This is a genomic window from Streptomyces sp. NBC_01013 (assembly GCF_045162765.1).
In the GTDB taxonomy this organism is placed as follows: domain Bacteria; phylum Actinomycetota; class Actinomycetes; order Streptomycetales; family Streptomycetaceae; genus Streptomyces.
The window spans coordinates 6,838,211-6,857,831 of sequence record NZ_CP108687.1; the positions used below are offsets into that span (position 1 = coordinate 6,838,211).

At 71.5% G+C, this 19,621-nt stretch carries 18 protein-coding genes; 10 read left to right on the plus strand and 8 right to left on the minus strand.

Annotated elements, in window-relative coordinates; all coding sequences use genetic code 11:
- The first annotated feature begins 85 nt into the window (after nt 1-85).
- From pheS to OG538_RS29835, 4 genes are all read left to right on the plus strand, one after another.
- Entirely contained in the window at nt 86-1,213 is a 1,128-nt protein-coding gene (gene pheS / locus OG538_RS29820; protein WP_406098540.1) for a phenylalanine--tRNA ligase subunit alpha, read from the plus strand.
- Nucleotides 1,213-3,723 carry a phenylalanine--tRNA ligase subunit beta gene (gene pheT / locus OG538_RS29825; RefSeq protein ID WP_406098541.1) on the plus strand — a complete coding sequence of 837 codons (2,511 nt, stop codon included), beginning with the start codon at nt 1,213-1,215 and terminating at the stop codon, nt 3,721-3,723. The genes pheS and pheT overlap by 1 nt, the downstream gene beginning before the upstream one ends.
- 428 nt (nt 3,724-4,151) lie before the next feature.
- Nucleotides 4,152-5,492, plus strand: a complete 1,341-nt coding sequence (locus tag OG538_RS29830) for a transcriptional regulator (RefSeq protein WP_406098542.1) — start codon at nt 4,152-4,154, stop codon at nt 5,490-5,492.
- A 51-nt stretch (nt 5,493-5,543) separates the two neighbouring features.
- Nucleotides 5,544-6,074, plus strand: a complete 531-nt coding sequence (locus OG538_RS29835; RefSeq protein ID WP_406098543.1) for an NUDIX domain-containing protein — start codon at nt 5,544-5,546, stop codon at nt 6,072-6,074.
- A gap of 56 nt (nt 6,075-6,130) precedes the next feature.
- Here the strand turns inward: OG538_RS29835 and OG538_RS29840 are convergent, their stop codons facing one another.
- The gene (locus tag OG538_RS29840) at nt 6,131-6,991 is read right to left on the minus strand and encodes a 3-hydroxybutyryl-CoA dehydrogenase (RefSeq protein ID WP_406098544.1); all 861 of its coding nucleotides are present in this window, start codon (nt 6,989-6,991) and stop codon (nt 6,131-6,133) included.
- A 260-nt stretch (nt 6,992-7,251) separates the two neighbouring features.
- Here OG538_RS29840 and OG538_RS29845 point away from each other — a divergent pair, with 260 nt between their 5' ends.
- A complete protein-coding gene (locus OG538_RS29845) occupies nt 7,252-8,502 on the plus strand; it encodes a glycoside hydrolase family 10 protein (RefSeq protein ID WP_406100367.1) in 1,251 nt (416 codons plus the stop codon).
- Nucleotides 8,503-8,506: 4 nt separating this feature from the next.
- Here OG538_RS29845 and OG538_RS29850 read toward each other — a convergent pair whose 3' ends face one another.
- On the minus strand, nt 8,507-8,716 hold the full coding sequence (locus OG538_RS29850) for a DUF1918 domain-containing protein (RefSeq protein ID WP_406098545.1): 210 nt from the start codon (nt 8,714-8,716) through the stop codon (nt 8,507-8,509).
- 42 nt (nt 8,717-8,758) lie between these two features.
- Nucleotides 8,759-9,736: a DMT family transporter gene (locus OG538_RS29855; RefSeq protein ID WP_406098546.1), complete on the minus strand. Its 978-nt coding sequence runs from the start codon at nt 9,734-9,736 to the stop codon at nt 8,759-8,761.
- On the opposite strand from OG538_RS29855, the gene OG538_RS29860 reads away from it, so the two are divergent.
- The 4 genes from OG538_RS29860 to OG538_RS29875 all read left to right on the plus strand — a co-directional run bounded on the left by OG538_RS29860 (nt 9,735) and on the right by OG538_RS29875 (nt 13,541).
- On the plus strand, nt 9,735-11,204 hold the full coding sequence (locus OG538_RS29860; RefSeq protein WP_406098547.1) for a PLP-dependent aminotransferase family protein: 1,470 nt from the start codon (nt 9,735-9,737) through the stop codon (nt 11,202-11,204). The genes OG538_RS29855 and OG538_RS29860 overlap by 2 nt on opposite strands.
- Complete coding sequence (locus tag OG538_RS29865) at nt 11,201-11,632, plus strand: GNAT family N-acetyltransferase (RefSeq protein WP_406098548.1); 432 nt, start codon at nt 11,201-11,203, stop codon at nt 11,630-11,632. Before OG538_RS29860 ends, OG538_RS29865 begins: the two co-directional genes overlap by 4 nt.
- Nucleotides 11,633-11,693: 61 nt before the next feature.
- Nucleotides 11,694-12,269: a histidine phosphatase family protein gene (locus OG538_RS29870; protein ID WP_406098549.1), complete on the plus strand. Its 576-nt coding sequence runs from the start codon at nt 11,694-11,696 to the stop codon at nt 12,267-12,269.
- Nucleotides 12,270-12,389: 120 nt separating this feature from the next.
- Complete coding sequence (locus OG538_RS29875) at nt 12,390-13,541, plus strand: serine hydrolase domain-containing protein (protein ID WP_406098550.1); 1,152 nt, start codon at nt 12,390-12,392, stop codon at nt 13,539-13,541.
- 24 nt (nt 13,542-13,565) lie between these two features.
- On the opposite strand, the gene OG538_RS29880 is transcribed toward OG538_RS29875, so the two are convergent.
- The 5 genes from OG538_RS29880 to OG538_RS29900 form a co-directional block, all read right to left on the minus strand.
- Entirely contained in the window at nt 13,566-15,809 is a 2,244-nt protein-coding gene (locus OG538_RS29880) for an MMPL family transporter (protein WP_406098551.1), read from the minus strand.
- 222 nt (nt 15,810-16,031) lie between these two features.
- Nucleotides 16,032-16,775, minus strand: a complete 744-nt coding sequence (locus OG538_RS29885) for a Clp protease N-terminal domain-containing protein (RefSeq protein ID WP_406098552.1) — start codon at nt 16,773-16,775, stop codon at nt 16,032-16,034.
- Between the two features lie 260 nt (nt 16,776-17,035).
- Nucleotides 17,036-17,533 carry a peptidylprolyl isomerase gene (locus tag OG538_RS29890; RefSeq protein ID WP_406098553.1) on the minus strand — a complete coding sequence of 166 codons (498 nt, stop codon included), beginning with the start codon at nt 17,531-17,533 and terminating at the stop codon, nt 17,036-17,038.
- A 127-nt stretch (nt 17,534-17,660) separates the two neighbouring features.
- Complete coding sequence (locus OG538_RS29895; RefSeq protein WP_406098554.1) at nt 17,661-18,170, minus strand: DinB family protein; 510 nt, start codon at nt 18,168-18,170, stop codon at nt 17,661-17,663.
- Between the two features lie 66 nt (nt 18,171-18,236).
- Nucleotides 18,237-19,034 (minus strand): LysR substrate-binding domain-containing protein, encoded by a 798-nt coding sequence (locus OG538_RS29900; protein WP_406098555.1) that lies wholly within the window; start codon nt 19,032-19,034, stop codon nt 18,237-18,239.
- A 58-nt stretch (nt 19,035-19,092) separates the two neighbouring features.
- Between OG538_RS29900 and OG538_RS29905 the strand changes: the two genes are divergently transcribed.
- Nucleotides 19,093-19,485: a DUF5997 family protein gene (locus OG538_RS29905; RefSeq protein ID WP_406098556.1), complete on the plus strand. Its 393-nt coding sequence runs from the start codon at nt 19,093-19,095 to the stop codon at nt 19,483-19,485.
- The last annotated feature ends 136 nt before the right edge of the window (nt 19,486-19,621 follow it).

The following is a 19,621-nucleotide window of genomic DNA, read 5'->3' on the forward strand; positions in this document are numbered from 1 at the left end:
TCCTCCAGGCGTCGAGCGGGACCACGGGGGTCCGGGGGTACACCCCGGTCAGCGCAGTACCAGCCAATCGGAAGTACGGGAAGAGATGTCGGCACCGAACAAGTCGTACGACCCAGTCGAGGTCGAGGCACTGAAACCGGAAGAGATCGAGCGCATGCGGGACGAGGCGTTCGCCGCCTTCGCCGCCGCGGGCGACCTCGACGCGCTCGCCCAGGCGAAGACCGCGCACACCGGTGGTACCTCGCCCCTGTCGCTCGCCAACCGCGAGATCGGCGCGCTGCCGCCCCAGGCGAAGGCCGAGGCCGGCAAGCGCGTGGGCCAGGCCCGCGGCGCCGTGGGCAAGGCCCTCGCGGCCCGCCAGGCGGAGCTGGAGGCGGAGCGGGACTCCCGGGTCCTGGTCGAGGAGGCGGTGGACGTCACGCTGCCGTACGACCGCACCCCGGCCGGCGCCCGCCACCCGCTGACGACCATCATGGAGCGCGTCGCCGACGTCTTCGTGGCCATGGGCTACGAGATCGCCGAGGGGCCCGAGGCCGAGGCCGAGTGGTTCAACTTCGACGCCCTGAACTTCGTGCCCGACCACCCGGCCCGGCAGATGCAGGACACCTTCTTCGTCGAGGGCGCCGACGGCGCGAAGAACGACGAGTCCGGTGTCGTCCTGCGCACGCACACCTCGCCGGTCCAGGCCCGCACCCTGCTCGACCGCGAGCCCCCCGTCTACGTCGTCTGCCCCGGCCGGGTCTACCGGACCGACGAGCTCGACGCCACGCACACCCCGGTCTTCCACCAGATCGAGCTGCTCGCCGTCGACGAGGGCCTCACCATGGCCGACCTGAAGGGCACCCTCGACCACATGGTCCAGGCGCTCTTCGGCCCGGACATGAAGACCCGGCTCCGGCCGAACTTCTTCCCGTTCACCGAGCCGTCCGCCGAGATGGACATGGTCTGCTACGTCTGCCGTGGCGAGTCCGTGGGCAACCCCGACCGTCCCTGCCGCACCTGCGGCAGCGAGGGCTGGATCGAGCTCGGCGGCTGCGGCATGGTCAACCCCAAGGTGCTCATCGCCTGCGGCGTCGACCCCCAGAAGTACAGCGGATTCGCCTTCGGGTTCGGCATCGAGCGGATGCTGATGTTCCGCCACAACGTAGAAGACATGCGAGACATGGTCGAAGGCGACGTCCGGTTCACCCGGCCCTTCGGGATGGAGATCTGATGCGCGTCCCGCTTTCCTGGCTGCGGGAGTACGTCGACCTGCCTGCCACCGAGACCGGCCGTGACGTACAGGCCAAGCTCGTCGCCGTCGGCCTGGAGGTCGAGACGGTCGAGCAGATCGGTGCCGGCCTCAAGGGCCCCCTGGTCGTCGGCAAGGTACTCACCATCGAGGAGCTGGAGGGCTTCAAGAAGCCCATCCGCTTCTGCACGGTGGACGTCGGCACCGCCAACGGCACCGGCGAGCCGCAGGAGATCGTCTGCGGCGCCCGCAACTTCGCCGTCGGCGACAAGGTCGTCGTGGTGCTCCCCGGCGCCGTGCTGCCGGGTGACTTCGCGATCGCCGCGCGCAAGACGTACGGCAAGACCTCGCACGGCATGATCTGCTCCACCGACGAGCTCGGCATGGGCGACGACGGTACCCACGGCATCATCGTGCTGCCGCCGGAGCACGAGGTCGGCACCGACGCGATCGAGCTGCTCCAGCTCGTCGACGAGGTCCTCGACATCGCCGTCACGCCCGACCGCGGCTACTGCCTGTCGATGCGTGGCGTGGCCCGTGAGACCGCCATCGCCTACGGCCTGCCGCTGCGCGACCCGGCCCTCCTGGACGTGCCCGCGCCCAACGCGTACGGCTACCCGGTCAAGATCTCCGACCCGATCGGCTGCTCCCGCTTCACCGCGCGCACGGTCGTCGGCCTCCAGCCCGAGGCCCGGTCCCCGATCTGGATGCAGCGCCGGCTCCAGAAGGCCGGCATGCGGCCGATCTCCCTCGCCGTCGACGTCACCAACTACGTGATGCTCGAACTGGGCCAGCCGCTGCACGCCTACGACCGGACCCGCATCGATGGTCCGATCGGGGTGCGCCGCGCCGAGCAGGGCGAGAAGCTCACCACCCTCGACGGCACGGTCCGTGTCCTGGACGCCGCCGATCTCGTCATCACCGACAACCGCGGGCCGATCGGCCTGGCGGGCGTCATGGGCGGTGCCAACACCGAGATCGCGGACGCCGCCGAAGGCACGCACACCACCGAGGTGGTCATCGAGGCCGCGCACTTCGACGCGATCTCGATCGCCCGGACCGCGCGCCGCCACAAGCTGGCCTCCGAAGCGTCCAAGCGCTTCGAGCGCGGCGTCGACCCGCAGGCCGCGGCCGCTGCCGCGCAGCGCACCGTCGACCTGCTGGTGCTGCTCGCCGGCGGCACCGCCGAGGCCGGCGTCACCGAGGTCAGCGCGCCCTCCGGCCCCCGCACCATCACGATGGCGGCCGACCACCCGGACAAGGTGGCCGGCGTCGCGTACGGCCGCGAGACCGTCGTGCGCCGCCTCCAGGAGGTCGGCTGCGACGTCTACGGGCAGGACGAGCTCCTCGTCACCGCCCCCTCCTGGCGGCCCGACCTGAACGAGCCGAACGACCTCGCCGAAGAGGTCATCCGGCTGGAGGGTTACGAGAACCTCCCGTCCACGCTCCCGACGCCGCCGTCCGGCCGAGGCCTCACCGACCGCCAGCGACTGCACCGCAGGGTCGGCCGGGCTCTCGCCGGCGCCGGCTACGTCGAGGCGCTGAACTACCCGTTCACCGGCGAGGCGGTCCTGGACCAGCTGGGCCTGGACGCGGACGACGCCCGCCGCCGCACGGTCAAGCTCGTCAACCCGCTCTCCGACGAGGAGCCGTCGCTGCGCACCACGCTGCTGCCGGGCCTCCTCGGCGCACTGCGGCGCAACGACGGGCGGGGCAGCCACGACCTCGCTCTCTTCGAGACGGGTCTCGTCTTCCGGCCCACCGGCCAGGAGACGAAGCCGGTCCGGCTGCCCGTGGACCGGCGACCCTCCGACGAGGAGATCGCCTCGCTCGACGCGGCGCTGCCGCGTCAGCCGCGTCGCGCCGCGGTCGTCCTCGCGGGCGCCCGCGAGCAGGCCGGCTGGTGGGGCAAGGGCCGCCCGGCAGACTGGGCGGACTCCGTCGAGGCCGCCCGGGCCATCGCCCGCGAGGCCGGTGTCGACCTCACGGTCCGCGCCGATCAGCACGCGCCGTGGCACCCGGGCCGCTGCGCCGCGCTGTACGTGACGGTCAACGGCGAGGAGACCCTCTTCGGGCACGCCGGCGAGCTGCACCCGCGCGTCATCAAGGAGCTCCACCTGCCCGAGCGCACCTGCGCCATGGAGGTCGAGCTCGACGTCCTGGAGCAGGCCGTCGACGGTGCGCTCCAGGCTCCGCGGATCTCCACCTTCCCGGTGGCGACCCAGGACGTCGCACTCGTCGTCGACCAGGACGTCCCCGCCGCCGACGTGGAGCACGCGCTGCGCGAGGGTGCGGGCGAACTCCTGGAGTCGCTGCGGCTGTTCGACGTGTTCACGGGCGAGCAGATCGGCGCCGGCCGCAAGTCCCTGGCGTACGCACTGCGTTTCCGTGCCGCGGACCGCACGCTGACCGTCGACGAGGCGAGCGCCGCCCGTGACGCGGCGGTGGCACTGGCCGCCGAGCGTACGGGGGCGGTGCTGCGCGGCGCGTAACAGCGCACCCGCACAGTGAGGAGGGGCGTATCCGGCCACCGGATACGCCCCTCCTGTGTGCTCGCCCAGAGGCGGAGGACCGCACGCGGACTCCGGCCCGGCCCCGGGAACCCGGTTCCCGGCCGATTCCGCAGAAACCCTCCGATCCGTGGGCAGTGGGTCGTGCGTTCCGGCGCCGTCCGCCCTGCCACGGAGTGTCGGGCAGGTCGGCAGAGCGGACGGCGCGGATGCGGGTCGTCGTGCTGTACGAGGGGGAGCAGACGACCCGGCCGCCTCTTGCGAGGCACTCATTCAAGCGATCCGCGGACCGGTACGACAGAGTGCGCAGCGGGACGGTTCGGGCATTCCGTTCACACCCCGTGTGAATCGTGCTCCACTGGGGCGACACGTCCTGGCGTGCCGATCCACCGGAGGGGGCAATGGGGGCAATGGAGCCCAACACTCTGCTAGAGGCTCTGATCGACGAGGCGGGTGTCTCCCGGGCCGGGCTCGCCGCACACGTGAACCAGGCCGGCCGCACCCGGGGCCTGTGTCTGCGGTACGAACACACCGCCGTCGCCCGCTGGCTGAAGGGCCAGCGCCCGCGCGGCCAGGTGCCCGACCTGATCTGTGAGGTGCTGGGCAACCGCCTGAGCAGGGCACTCTCGCTCCATGACATCGGCATGGCGGCCCTGGGCGGCCACCCGCCCGCCCAGGGATCCTCGCTCACGGGATTCGTCGAGCGGGCCACCGCCCTGTGGCGCTCCGACGAACAGCAGCGCCCGCATGTCGTCGCCGCTCCGGCCGTCACCGGAACCACCGCGGTGATGCCGGTCTGGGAGTGGGAGAACCCGCCGGAGGACACCGATGTGTCCCGTACCGGCCCGCACCGCGTCGGCCCGGCCGACATAGCAACCCTGCGGGCCGCCCGTGCCCACTACGAACTGATGTACCGCAAGGCGGGCGGGATCGCGACGCGTTCGCGCATCGTCGGGTTCCTCAACACGGAGACGGCCCCCCTGCTGCGCGGCGGCTACAGCGATGCGATGGGGCGTCAACTGCACCGCGCGACCGGCGGTCTGGTGGCCGTGGCGGGCATCTGCGCGTACGACTCCGACGCTCACGGGCTCGCCCAGCGCTACTTCCACCAGGCGCTGCGGCTGGCCAAGGCGAGCGGGGACCGGGGGCTGGGCGGTTACGTGATCGCACTGCTGGTGAACCAGTCGCTCTTCCTCGCCGATTTCCGGCAGTCCGTCGCCTTCGCCGAGGCGGCACTGCGGGCCGCCGGACGCGACATCACCCCCGCGCTGGCTGCCGACCTCCACGCGATGCAGGCCAAGGCGTACGCCCGTCTCGGCGACGGACCGAGCGCGTTGAGGTGCATCCGGCGCGCCGAGTCCGAGGCAGAACGGATCCGGCCCGGTCAGGAGCCGGACGAGACGGGGTACGTCCAGCCGGGCCTGATCAACGTCCAGGTGGCGGAGGCACTCCTCGGCCTCGGGGACCTGTCGGCGGCCAGGGAGCACGCCGCGGCGGCGGTGCGGACTCCCGCGCACGACCGGGGCCGGGTCCACCGGCTGGCGATGCTGACCACGATCGAGTTGCGCCGGGGCGAGGCCGACCGGGCCGCGGTCACGGCGGCGGAGATGGCGGAGGGCGCGCGGGGCATGGAGTCGCAGCGGTTGCGTGACCGGTTGCGGTCGGTTCGGGAGCACCTGGTCGCGAGCGGCAGCGCGGAGGCGGAGCGCGCCGCGGATCTCGTCGACAGTGCTTTGCGCGTACCGCTGTAAGCCGGGGTCTGCTGCGATATGGCCACCTACTAGTCAGAAGGTGGCAGAACTATGCAGTGGACGAACCTGAACGAACAGACTGTGTATGAGAATCGCTGGTTCCGGGTCAATCTGGCCGACGTCGTGCTCCCCGACGGTCACCACCTCGACCACTTCGTGATCCGGCTCCGCGCTGTCGCGGCGGCCACCGTCGTCAACGAGGCCAACGAGGTCCTGCTGCTCAGGCGGCACCGCTTCATCACCGACAGCTGGGGCTGGGAGCTCGCCGCCGGCGTCGTCGAGGACGGAGAGCAGCCGGCTGCCGCGGCCGCCCGGGAGATGGAGGAGGAGACGGGCTGGCGTCCCGGCCCGCTGCGCCCCCTGCTGACCGTCGAGCCGTCGAACGGGCTCACGGACGCCCGGCACCACCTCTACTGGGGCGAGGAGGCCGACTGGACGGGCCACCCCGTCGACGCCTTCGAGTCCTCGAGCCGCGAGTGGATACCCCTCAAGCTGGTGCCCGACATGATCGCCCGCGGCGAGGTCCCCGCGGCGGGGATGGCCGCAGGGCTGATGATGCTGCACCACTTACGGCTGGGCTGAACCGCCTCCGCCCACGTGCGAGGGGCCGCGGGCCCCTCGCACGTGGGCGGCCGGTCTCAGGCGTACGGGTAGAAACCCGAGCCGGTCTTCCGGCCGAGCCGCCCCGCGTCGACCATCCGCTGGAGCAGCGGGGGAGCGGCGTACAGGGGCTCCTTGTACTCGGCGTACATCGAGTCGGCCACCGAGGCCACCGTGTCGAGCCCGATCAGGTCGGCGAGCTTGAGCGGGCCCATCGGGTGGGCGCAGCCCATCTCCATGCCGTTGTCGATGTCCTCGCGGCTGGCGATACCCGACTCGAACATCCGGATCGCGGAGAGCAGGTACGGGATCAGCAGAGCGTTCACGACGAAGCCGGAACGGTCCTGGGCGCGGATCGGGTGCTTGTCCAGTATGTCCTGCACCATGGCCTCGGCGCGCTTGACCGTCTCGTCCGACGTGGTCAGTGCCGGGATCAGCTCGACGAGCTTCTGCACCGGGGCCGGGTTGAAGAAGTGGATGCCGATGACCTGGTCCGGACGGGAGGTCGCGACGGCCAGCTTCACCAGCGGGATGGATGAGGTGTTGGAGGCGAGGATCGCGTCCGGCCGGGTCACCACCTGGTCCAGCACCTGGAAGATCTCGGTCTTGACCTGCTCGTTCTCCACGACGGCCTCGATCACGAGATCGCGGTCGGAGAACTCGCCGAGGTCGGTGGTGAAGCTGAGACGGCCGAGCGTCTCGTCGCGCTCCTCCTCGGTGATCTTGCCGCGTTCGGCGGCCTTCGAGAGGGAGTTGTGGAGCCGGGTGCGACCGATCTCCAGCGCCTCGCCGGTGGTCTCGGCCACCTTGACGTCGAGGCCGCTGCGGGCGCACACCTCCGCGATGCCTGCGCCCATCTGGCCACATCCCACCACTCCGACGCGTGCAATGTCGGCCATAGAGTCCGTCACCTCGTGCCTTTCGCTGTTCTCCGTTCGGCGGCTTCCGTCTGATTCCGGGCTCCACCACGACCCCACGACGTTACTCCGCGCCTCGGGGTGACCGGCAAATGGGGGGCGGCGTGCATGTGCCGGTCGCCCTTCCCGGGGATCACGGGCCGGGGCGGGCATGCTCGGTCTCACGCCCGGATTCCGGGGCTGCGGACACGTGAGGAAACGGCAGGTACGGCGAAATGCGGCACATGGACCGACGGAAGTTCGTGACGGGGGCGGCCGGAACGGTCGCGGGGGTGATCGGATCGGCCGCGGTGGCGGGTGACGCCGTGGCGGCCCAGCGGGGTGGTGGTCCTACGGGCCGGCCAGGAGGACCCCGCGATGTGCAGCGGCGCGAGCTCCGGGGCATGTGGGTGGCCACGGTCGCGAACGTCGACTGGCCGTCGAAGCCGGGTCTGTCGGCCGCGGCACAGCGGGCAGGGCTGATCTCGTACCTCGACGAGGCCGTCGCCCGGCGGTTGAACGCGGTGATCCTCCAGGTCCGTCCGAGCGCCGACGCGCTGTGGCCGTCGCCGTACGAGCCGTGGGCCCAGTGCCTCACCGGCGTCCAGGGCAAGGACCCCGGCTGGGACCCGCTGGGCACGGCCGTCAAGGAGGCACACAGCCGCGGTCTGGAACTGCACGCCTGGTTCAACCCGTACCGGGTCGCCAACCACACCGACCCCTCCCGGCTGTCCGCCGGCCACCCCGCGCGACTGCACCCCGAGTGGGTCCTGCCGTACGGCGGGAAGCTCTACTACAACCCGGGACTGCCCGAGGTCCGCGCGTTCGTCCAGGACGCGATGCTCGACGCGGTCCGCCGCTACGACATCGACGCCGTCCACTGGGACGACTACTTCTATCCGTACCCGGTGGCGGGCCAGACCTTCGCGGACGGTGCCGCGTACGCGAAGTACGGGGCGGGATTCCCCGACCGTGCCGCCTGGCGGCGCTCCAACACCGACAAGCTGGTCCGGGAGATGTCGGAGCGGATCAAGGCGCTCAAGCCGGCGGTCCGCTTCGGCATCAGCCCGTTCGGTGTGTGGCGCAACGCCTCGACCGACTCGCTCGGCTCACGGACCCAGGCCGGTGTGCAGACCTACGACGATCTGTACGCCGACACCCGCGGCTGGATCAAGAAGGGCTGGATCGACTACATCTGCCCGCAGCTGTACTGGAACATCGGCTCCGCGGCCGCCGACTACGCGACGCTGGTGCCCTGGTGGGCCGAGACGGTCCGGGGCACGGGCGTGGACCTGTTCATCGGCGAGGCCCTGTACAAGGCGGGCGACCCGGCCCAGTCCGCGGCCTGGCAGGACCCGGCGGAGCTGTCCCGCCATGTCGACTTCGCCGCCGCGTACGACCAGGTCCGCGGCCACGCGTACTTCTCGGGGAAGAGCGTGGTCGCGGACCGGATCGGCGCGATGGACCGGGTGGTGGCTGACCACTACCGTTCGCGGGCGCGCCCGCCGCGCTGAACCCTTACGTGCCCGGGTCCCGGCTCCGGTCGGCGGTGTGCTGGACGACGCTGTCGGGGCCGGGAGCGAGCAGGTGTTCGTGTCCGTCCTCGAAGCGGACGCGGTACGGGGGAGCGCCCCCGTCCCCGAGCACTTCGACGATCTCTGCGACCCGGTCGTGCTGCCCCACGGTCCTGCCGTGCGTCAGCAGCCGGTCGCCCGTGTGTGCCTCCATCGGGAGTGACCTCCTCACGGGTGGCGTTCCATGTCGACAAGTCTATGACCGGCCGGCTCCGGCGCGCTGGGTGACGGCAATGCAGACCAGGACACCGACCGCCGCCACCGGGGCCGCGGCAGTGATCTCCTCGCCGAGCAGCAGGAACGACCAGGCGAGGGTCAGCAGGGGCTGCGCGAGCTGGAGCTGGCTGGCCCGCGCCACGCCGATCTCCGCCATTCCGCGGTACCAGACGTACAGGCCGAAGAAGGTCGAGGCCACCGAGACCCAGACCAGTCCGATCACCCCGTGCGCGGACCACCGCACCGGCTCGTACGGCAACGCCACCGCGGCCCCCGCCATCGCGAGCGGCACGGTGAGGACCAAGGCCCAGCCGGTCACCTGCCAGCCCGGCATCACCTTCGCCAGCCTGCCGCCCTCGGTGTAGCCCGCCGCGCAGACCAGCAGTGCGCAGAACAGGTAGAGATCCCCGGCCGACAGATCGCCACCGCTCTGCAGCACGGTGAAGGCGATCACGACCGCCGCCCCGGCGAGTGCCGCAGCCCAGAACGCACGGGGCGGCCGCGATCCGGTGCGGACCGAGGAGAACAGCGCGGTGGTCAGCGGCAGGAGCCCGACCACCACCGCCGCGTGCGAGGTCGTCGACGTCCGCAGGGCCAGCGTGGTCAGCAGCGGGAACCCCACGACCACTCCGCCCGCCACCACCACGAGCCCGGCCCAGTGTTGCCGTGCAGGCACCCGCACCCGGGCCGCAAGCAGCACGCCGCCCGCGATCGCCGCGGCCAGCAGGCTGCGCAGCGCGACCAGGGACCAGGGGCCGAAGCTCTCCAGGCCCCAGGCGGTGGAGGGGAACGTCAGCGAGAAGGAGACCACTCCGAGCAGGGCGAGCAGCGTGCCGTTGCGGCCCGCCGGGCGGGACCCGGGCTCCGGGGCCGCCGGGGGGCCGGTCTGTGCGGGGCCGTCCGCCGCCGGTCCGACCGCTATCGTGGACGTGGTAGTAGCGCTATCCTTTGCCGTCATGCAAGAGCGTAGCAGTGTCGCCCATCTGGTCCTGGTGCTCCGTGGTGAGCTGAACCGCTACTCGCCGGGTGAGAAGTTGCCGTCCAGTCGCGCTCTCGTCGAGCGGTTCAGGGCGAGCCCCGTGACCGTCTCGCGGGCGGTCGCGCAACTTGCTGCGGAGGGCCTCGTCGTCACCCGCCCAGGATCCGGTGCGTTCCGGGCGCAGCCGCGTACCGAGGTGACTCCGCCCGCCGACACCTCCTGGCAGGAGGTGTCGCTCAACGGCGACGGCGGCCCCGAAGTAGTGCCCCGGACGGTCGACGCGTCCGGCCTGCTGGTCACCCTGACGCCCCCGCCCACGGGGGTCATCGAGTTCAACGGCGGATACCTGCACAGCTCGCTCCAGCCCGAGCGGGCCATGGCGGCAGCCCTCGCCAGGGCGGGCCGCCGCCCCGGTGCCTGGAGCCGCCCGCCCACCGACGGGCTCACCGAACTGCGCGCCTGGTTCGCCCGCGAGATCGGCCCCGCACTCACCGCGGCCGATGTGCTGATCACCGCGGGTGGTCAGAGCGCCCTGGCCACCGCGCTGCGGGCGCTCGCCCAGCCGGGCGCGCCCGTCCTCGTCGAATCACCCACCTACCCCGGCATGCTGGCGGCCGCACGGGCCGCCGGCCTGCGGCCCGTCCCCGTCCCCGTCGACACCGACGGCGTACGGCCCGAACTCCTCGCCGCCGCCTTCCGGGCCACCGGCGCCCGCGTCCTGGTGTGCCAGCCCCTCTTCCAGAACCCGACGGGCGCCGTCCTCGCCGACGGCCGGCGCGCCGAGGTCGTCCGGATCGCCCGGGAGGCGGGGGCCTTCGTCGTCGAGGACGACTTCGCGCGCAACCTCGTCCACGACGACGCCGGCCCGCTCCCCGCGTCGCTGGCCGCCGACGACCCCGACGGAGTCGTCGTCCACGTCTGTTCGCTGACCAAGGCCACCTCGCCCAGCTTCCGGGTGGGCGCACTCGCCGCCCGGGGGCCGGTCCTGGAAAGGCTGAGGGCCATCCAGGTCGTGGACAGCTTCTTCGTCGCCCGGCCGCTCCAGGAGGCCGCGCTGGAGCTCGTCGGCTCTCCCGCCTGGGGCCGTCACCTGCGCTCCGTCTCCACGGAGCTGCGGATCCGCCGCAGTGCCATGATCACCGCGCTGCGCCAGGAGCTGCCCGGTCTCGCACTGCCGCACCTTCCCGCGGGCGGCGGCAGCCTCTGGCTGCGCCTGCCCGATTACGGGGCCGGTGCGGACGAGTCCGCCATGGTCGCCGCGGCCCTGCGCGCCGGTGTCGCCATCGCGCCGGGGCGGCCCTACTTCTGTGCCGAACCGCCCTCGCCCCACGTCAGGCTGAGCTTTGTCGCGGTCGCCGGCATCGCCGAGATCGCCGAAGGGGTGCGGCGGCTGTGCACTGCCTGGGAAGGCATGCTCGACACCCCTGCCGATAGGGTCCGGCCATGACCGAGACGCCTCAGGAACGCTACGAGATCTCGCCCGACCCCGCCCGTCTGGACGCCGCCCGGATCCACAACTGGCTGTCCACCGACACCTACTGGGCCAAGGGGCGGACCCGGGAGCACCAGGACCGGGCCATCGCCGGGTCGCTCAACTTCGGCGCCTACGACCTCGCGTCCGGCGAACAGGCCGGATACGCCCGCGTGGTGAGCGATCTCGCGACGTTCGCCTGGCTCTGCGACGTGTACGTCGACCCCGCGGCCCGCGGGCAGGGCCTGGGCGGAAGGCTCGTCGCGGCGGCGCGCGATCAGCTGAGGACTTACGGTGTCCGCAGGTTCCTGCTCGCTACGGCCGATGCCCACGATGTGTACGCGAAGGCCGGTTTTCGGCCGCTCGACAACCCGGACCAGTGGATGTGTCTGCGGTTCGCCTGAAGGGGAACCACCTGCGGCGGCACTCTTGACCTGTGCGGCGATCGGCTCCACGATCGCGCCCATGAGTGTTCGAGTCTCGCTCGTCGCCGCGGCCCGCAGTTCCTCCCTGCTCGGCGAGCGCTTCGACGACGACCGGCCGCTCGACGAGGCGGGCTGGCACGAGGTGCAGTTCGCCGCCCCGTCCCTGGTGCCCCTGGGCGCGGCCGAGCTGCGCTACTGCTCACCGACCGCCCGGAGCCGTGCCACCGGGGCGGCCCTCGGCTTCGCGCCCCTGGTCCAGCCCGCACTGCGTGACTGCGACATGGGGCGCTGGAGGGGCTGCACGCTCTCCGACGTCACCGCGCGCGAACCGGCTGCCGTGGATGCCTGGCTGGCGGACCCGCGCTCGGCGCCGCACGGTGGCGAGCCCCTGATCGCGTTCATCTCCCGCATCGGCAACTGGCTGGACACCCGTCCCGCCTGCGACGGATCCATCGTCGCCGTCGCCGAACCCGCCGTCGTCCGGGCTGCCCTCGTCTATGCGCTGAAGGCCCCGCCGTCGACGTACTGGAACGTCGACGTCCGCCCGCTCTCCACGATCACGCTGACCGGCCTGCCGCGCCGCTGGAGCCTTCGCCTGGAGGCCGGGGCCCGCTGACCGAAGCCGCCGCGAGCGGCGCGGGCTCGGCGCGTGCCACACCTTCCCCCCGATCCGACCAGTCGGTATGTTGACCGGGAACCGAGTCCGACCAGACGTGTCCCAGGCGAGGGAGGCCCCGTGCCCCAGATCGACGGCCACTGCGACGAACGATTCTCCGCGGTGCGCAACGCGTTCGAGGCGAATTTCCGCGAGCGCGGCGAACTGGGCGCGGCCGTCACCGTCCTCGTCGACGGCAGGCCCGTCGCCGACCTCTGGGGAGGCTGGGCGGACGGTGCACGCACCCGCCCCTGGGAACAGGACACCCTGGTCAACGTCTGGTCCACCACCAAGGGGCCGATCGCGCTCTGCGCCCACATCCTCGTCGATCGCGGCCTGCTCGACCTCGACGCCCCGGTCGCCGCGTACTGGCCGGAATTTGCCGCAGCGGGCAAGGAGGCCGTTCTCGTACGGCATCTGCTCTCCCACCGCGCCGGCCTCGCGGGCCTGCGCGAGCCGCACACCCTGGCGGAGCTCTACGACTGGGAGCTGACGACCGCACGGCTCGCCGCGACCGCACCGTGGTGGGAGCCCGGCACCCGGTCCGGCTACCACGCCCTGACGTACGGTTTCCTGGTCGGCGAGGTGATCCGGCGGGTCAGCGGATCGCTGCCGGGGGAGTTCCTGCGGCGGGAGGTGACCGGCCCCCTCGGCATCGACTTCACCGTCGGCCTCCCGGAGAAGGAGGCGACGCGCGCCGCCGAACTCGTCGTCCCGAAGGCGGACCGGTCCCAGCAGGCGGCGCTCTTCGCGCAGTTGGAGCCGGTCGCCGTGGCCTCGCTGCTCAACCCGCCCACCGGCGCGGCCGCCGCCAACACCCCGGAATGGAGGGCGGCCGAGATCCCTGCGGCCAACGGCCACGGCACGGCCCGAGCGGTCGCCGCGCTGTACGGAATCCTCGCGGGGCGCGGCAGTGCGGACGGGCTGCGGATCCTGTCCCAGGAGGCCGCCGAGCGGGTCCGCGAGGGCCAGGGCAGCTGCCGCGACCTGGTGCTGGGGGCGGGCTTCACCCACGAGACCGAGATCGCGCTCGGCCTGTGGCTGAGCGGTCCCGACGCCGGCTACGGACCCAACCCGCGGGCCTTCGGCCACGACGGAGCGGGCGGCTCCTGCGGCCTGGCCGACCCGGAGAACGGGATCGCGCTGGGCTACGTCATGAACCGGATGGGCCCGCACATCGCGAACGACCCGCGCAAGACGGCACTGGTCGAGGCTGTGTACGCGTCGCTGTGACCGTCCTCGTTCCGGGGCCGTCGGTCACGGGGCCGTCGCTGGCGGGGCCGACTCGCCCTCCGTGTCGATGTGGGGGAGCACCCGGTCCAGCCACCGGGGCATCCACCAGGCACTGCTGCCCAGCAGCGTCATCACCGCGGGCACCAGCAGCAGCCGCACGATGGTGGCGTCGACGAGCACGCTGACCGCCAGCCCGAGCCCCAGCATCTTGACCACGATGTTGTCGCTGATGACGAAGGCGGCGAAGACGCTGACCATGATGAGCGCGGCGCAGGTGATCACCCGTGCGGTGATCTCCAGACCGTGTGCCACCGCGCCCTTGCTGTCCCGGGTACGCAGCCAGGCCTCGTGCACCCGGGAGATCAGGAACACCTCGTAGTCCATGCTCAGGCCGAAGACGATGGCGAACATCATCATCGGTACGTAGCTCTCGATGGGCACCGTTCCGGAGACTCCCAGGGAGGGCCCGCCCCAGCCCCACTGGAAGACAGCCACCACCACTCCGTACGAAGCGGCGATGGAGAGCAGGTTGAGGACAGCCGCCTTGACGGCGACGAGGACGCCACGGAACACGATCAGGATGATGACGAAGGCGAGCCCGACCACGACCGCGATGATCAGGGGGAGCCTGCTGGAGATGATGTCCAGGAAGTCCTCCTGCGCCGCGGTCGTACCGGTCACATAGGCGGAGGCCTTGGTGCCGGCGATTCCCTGCGGCAGGACATCGTCCTTGAGGCGGTTGAAGAGGGACGTCGTGCCCGCGTCCTGCGGGGCCTCCTTGGACAGGGCCGTACCGACGAGGAGCGCCCCGTCGTCCGTCGGCTGCAGCGGACTGACACTGGCAGCGCCGGGCACGTCCGTGAGCGCCTTCTGGAGACTGTCCGCGAGTGCCGAGCGGTCCCCACCGGGTACCGACTGCTGATCGACGACCAGCGTGAACGGGCCGTTCGCGCCGGGCCCGAAGCCCGTGGAGATCAGGTCGAAGGCGCGCCGGTCGGTGAAGCTCGTCGGATCGGCTCCGTCGTCGATGTGCCCGAGCCGGATGGAGAACAGCGGGATGGCGAGGACCCCCACCACGACCAGCCCGGCGAGCAGGAACCACCAGGGCCGCCGCTCCACCCGTTGGGCGTAGCGGTGCCAGCCGCCCTCCGTCGCTGCGCCCGGGCCGGCCCCGCCCTCGGCGACCGGCGGGCGCACCCGGTAGCGGTCGATCCGCCGGCCGATCAGGCCGAGCAGCGCCGGGACCAGGGTGAGCGCACCGACGACGGCGGTGATCACGGTTACCGCGGCGGCTGCCCCCAGCTTGCCGATGAAGCTCACCCGGGAGACGTACAGACCGGCCAGCGCCACGATGACGGTGCAGCCGGAGACCAGGACGGCGCGTCCACTGGTGGCCACCGCCCGGCCTGCGGCCCGCACCGGATCGGCGCCGTCCATCACGAGCTGACGGTGCCGGGTGATCAGGAAGAGCGCGTAGTCGATGCCGACGCCCAGGCCGATCATGGTGGCCAGCGTGGGTGAGACGCTCGCGAAGGTGGTGGCCGCGGCCACCAGCGCCAGGACGCTCAACCCGACGATCACGCTGATCAGCGCCGTGATCAGGGGAACGCCGGCGGCGATGATGCTGCCGAACCCGACGAGCAGCACGACCACCGCGACGGCGAATCCCACGGCCTCGCTGGTGAGGTCCTTGGTCTCGGGCCGGGCAAGCTCCCCCAGCGGACCTCCGTACTCCACCTGCACGCCCGCGGACCGCAGCGGTTTCACCGCTGCGTCGACCTGGTCGAGATAGGCGTCGTCCAGCGAGGTGGGGTTCACGTCGAACCGTACGGTGATGTATCCGGTCATGCCGTCCTTGGACAGCGAGGTGGACGACGCGGAGGAGGACGAGGGCAGCGGGTTCTGGGCGGACAGCACGTGCGGCAGCTTCTGGAGGTTCGCGACGACCTGGTCGACCTGGCTCTGCACCGCGGTCAGTGGCTTCTTCGCATCGTGCAGGACCACCTGTGCGCCGGTGCCGCCCGCGGCCGGATCGTGGGCCTTCAGGAGTTCGGCGCCGGTGTTGGACTGGGTGCCGGGCAGGTTGAAGTCGTCGGAATACGTCCCTCCGTACGCGTTCTGCAGGACGTGCAGCCCGCCCAGGGCGACCACCCACAGCACGATCACGACGACGAAGTGGCGCGCGCACCATTCGCCCAGCCGCAGCAGCCACCCCCTGCCGGAACGTGCCGGAGGTGCGTACGTGCTGCTGCCGCTGGGCGGGACCATGCGCTCTCCCGGAGAAGGGGACCCGCGGTTCGGTCGGGCGTCACGCGCCCATGGGTCCACTTCGAGAAGGTAGGGGCCGGGGTCGGACCCATGGGCCGCGACACGTCCGGCGGACCGCCCGTTCCGCCGCACGGCCGGTAGGCGCAGGTGGACGGCGCGGCCGTGTCGCGGGCCGCACCGCAAACCGTCCCGGTCCGGCCGGAGCTTCTGCTGCGCGTCGACTCAGGGCGTCTGCTGCGTGTCGACGACGAGGGTGAGCGCCTCGGTGATGGCCGTCTCCGCGGTCGCCTTGTCGAGCCCGAGGCCGGTCAGCAGCCCGGCGCCGTCCTCGTGCTCCAGCAGGGCCAGCAGGATGTGCTCCGTGCCGATGTAGTTGTGCCCCATCCGCAGAGCCTCCCGGAACGTGAGCTCCAGGGCCTTGCGTGCATCGGCGTTGTACGGGATGAGCTCGGGGAGCTGCCCCTCGACAGCCGGCGGAAGCGCCTGTTCCGCGGCCTGGCGGACGGTGTCCAGGGCGACACCCTGGGCCTTGATGAACGCCCCGGCGAGAGCCGTCGGCTCGATGAGCAGCCCCAGCACGATGTGCTCGGTGCCGATCTCGGCGTTGCCGGCGGCGCGGGCCTCGTTCTGCGCGGCCATCACGACGTTCTTGGCGCGCGGTGTGAAGCGGCTGAAGCCCTGACTCGGGTCGAGGGCGGACAGCTCGCCGGGGTCCTTGGCCACGAACCGCTTCTGGGCCGCCTGCCGGGTCACGCCCATGCTCTTGCCGATCTCGCTCCAGGAAGCACCTGAACGCCGTGCCTGGTCCACGAAGTGGCCGATCAGATGGTCGGCGACGTCGCCGAGGTGGTCCGCCGCGATGACGGCGTCCTGAAGCTGGTCGAGGGCGTCGGGGTGGACCTTCTTGATGGCGGCGATGAGGTCGTCCAGACGGACGGGCTGCGTCATGCCTACGGGGTTCGTCATGTGTCAACGGTAGGTTGACAGTGGCGAGGTGTCAACCGTCGGTTGACACGCATGTCCCGTGCCCGTTCAGGCATACGAGGCTTCCGGTGGTATCCCCACGCCGTCCGGGAGCGGCGAAGCGCTGCGGAAGCGTCGGAATGCTGCGGAAGCGTCGGAATGCTGCGGAAGCGTCGAAACGCTGGGGAAACGACGGAACGCGCCGGCCGACGTTGTGCGTCGGACGGCGCGTTCCGGTGGGCTGCTCCGCGAACGGACCGGGGTCAGAGCGTCCCGGAGTCGGCGATGGTGACCTTCGCCTTGGTGCGGCCGCTCTGCGAACCGAGACCCTCGATCTTCGTGACCAGGTCCATGCTCTGCTGGTCGGCGACCTCGCCGAAGACCACGTGCTTGCCGTCCAGCCAGGACGTCACGATGGTCGTGATGAAGAACTGCGAGCCGTTGGAGTTCGGGCCGCTGTTCGCCATGGAGAGGAGACCGGGCTTGGTGTGGGCCAGCTTGAAGTTCTCGTCCTCGAACTTCGCGCCGTAGATGCTCTTGCCGCCCGTGCCGTCACCGCGGGTGAAGTCGCCGCCCTGCAGCATGAACTCGGGGATGACGCGGTGGAAGGACGAACCCTTGTAGCCGTAGCCCTGTTCGCCGGTGGCCAGCTGGCGGAAGTTCTCCGCGGTCTTGGGAACGACGTCGTCGAACAGATTGAAGACGATCCGCCCGGCGGGCTCGTCGTTGATGGTGATGTCGAAGTAAACCTTGCTCGTCATGGAACCATCCTGACATCTGCCCGCCCGGCCCCGACGAGCGGGCGCGTACAAACACCGCTCACGGGTGACCGGTCCGGGGCATGTGGTGGCCCCCCGCCTGGGCCCCGGCCCCGTCGCGCCTGTGCCCTCACACCCCGGTGCTGCCGATCCGCTCCCGCAGCAGGTCGGCGTGACCGCTGTGGCGGGCGTACTCACCGATCATGTGCGTGTAGATCCATCGCAGGTTCACCTCGCCGCCCATGAAGGGCGCGGTGTCCTCCAGCGACCGCGCCGCACAGTTGGCCCGGGACACGGTGATCTCCTCCTGCCAGCGCGCGCGGGCTTCGGCGAAGGCTTCCCTGCCGGAGAGCGCGAAGCCCCCGTCGTGGCCGCCGGGGCCGGCCGGTTCGTCGTGCGCCGGGGGGACGTCCTCGCCGGTCAGTACCCGGCGGAACCAGTTCCGTTCGACCTCCGTGAGGTGCTGGACCAGTCCCATCAAGGTCAGCGACGAGGGCGCCACGGAGGCGTGGCGCACCTGCTCGTCGGTGAGGCCTTCGCATTTCATGGCCACGGTGGTCCGGTAGAAATCGAGCCAGGCGGCGAGATTGGCCCGCTCGTCCGCGTTCAGGGGCGGCATGGGGCGTGCGATGTCCGTCATGACAGCGATGCTGCCAGGAGGGTCTGACAAGGGAGCCGCTGCGACCCACGCCGCCAGGGCTTCGCCCTACGGCCTGCGTCGGGGCTTGCCGCGCTTCGCCCCGGCGGACCCCTTGGCCCCGCGGGCGCCGCCCTTCGCCCCCTTGGACCCGCCGGAACCGCCGCGCGGGTTCCTCGCCGAAGCACCCGCAGCGGGCTTGCCCCGCGCGCCCCCGTCGGTGCGCTTCGACTTCGGCTGCTCCGCGGGTGCCGTACTGCGGCCCCGTGAACTGTTCACGGTCCGCCCGCGGACGATCCCGATGAAGTCCTCCACCAGGTCGGTGGTCCGGTCCTCGGGCCAGGACAGGGCGATCCGCGATTCCGGCGCGTCCGACAGCGGGCGGTAGGTGAGGTCCTTGCGGTGGTGCAGGCGGGCGAGCGACTGCGGGACGACCAGGACACCCACCCCGGCGGCCACCAGCTCGACGGCGTCCGCCGTCGTGGCCGGGCGCTCGATCGCGGGCCTGCCGGGAAGTTCCTCCCAGCCGAGGGTGTCGTCGAGCGGGTGGAGCACGATGTCGTCGGCCAGTTCCGCGAGGGAGACCTCGTCGACGGCCGCCGCCACATGATCCTTGGGGATCACGACGACGGTCTGCTCGGTGTAGAGCGGAATGGCGCTCAGGTCCGTCCCGTCGACCGGCAGCCGGACGAACCCCGCGTCGGCGCCGCCGGCGCGCAGCAGGGCCGTCGCCTCGGCGGCGGGCACCGCGACGAGAGCCAGGGGAGTGCCGGGCAGGCGCTCGTTCCAGATCCGCACCCACTTGGTGGGCGTCACTCCGGGGACGTACGCGAGCCGGAATGAAGAGGATGCTTCCGAGCCTGTCACCCCGCCAGGTTACCGGTCGTGGTCAGAGGCGGCGCACACGCTCGATACTCTTGACACCATGACGTCGCACCAGACCACCCAGACCATGAAGCCCGCAACCGCGGCGAAGAAACTGGGTGTGTACCTCGAGGCCACCCCCACCGAGTTCCAGGAGGGTGTCGTCTCGCGCGCCGAGCTGGCGGCCCTCCAGGCCGATCCGCCCGAGTGGCTGCAGGAACTGCGACGCAGTGGCCCGCACCCCCGCCCGGTGGTCGCGTCCAAGCTGGGCGTCTCCATCTCCGGCCTCGCCCGCGGGGGAGTCACGGACGCCCTCACCACGGAGCAGATCGAGGCGCTGAAGCAGGACAACCCCGAGTGGCTGCAGAAGGAGCGGGCCACGCAGGCGGAGGTCCGTAAGGAAACGGTACGCATCAAGGAGCGGAACGCGGAGCGCAAGGACGCCTCCCAGTAGCGCCTGGGGGCTGCCCCGAAGACACCTTCGCATGGGTGGCTTGCACCCCCTCACCTTCCGGTGACGGGGTGCAAGCCACCCATGCGTCGTTTCCGGGCGGGAGTCGCCGGCCCGAAATCCGGGTGACGCCCTTCGG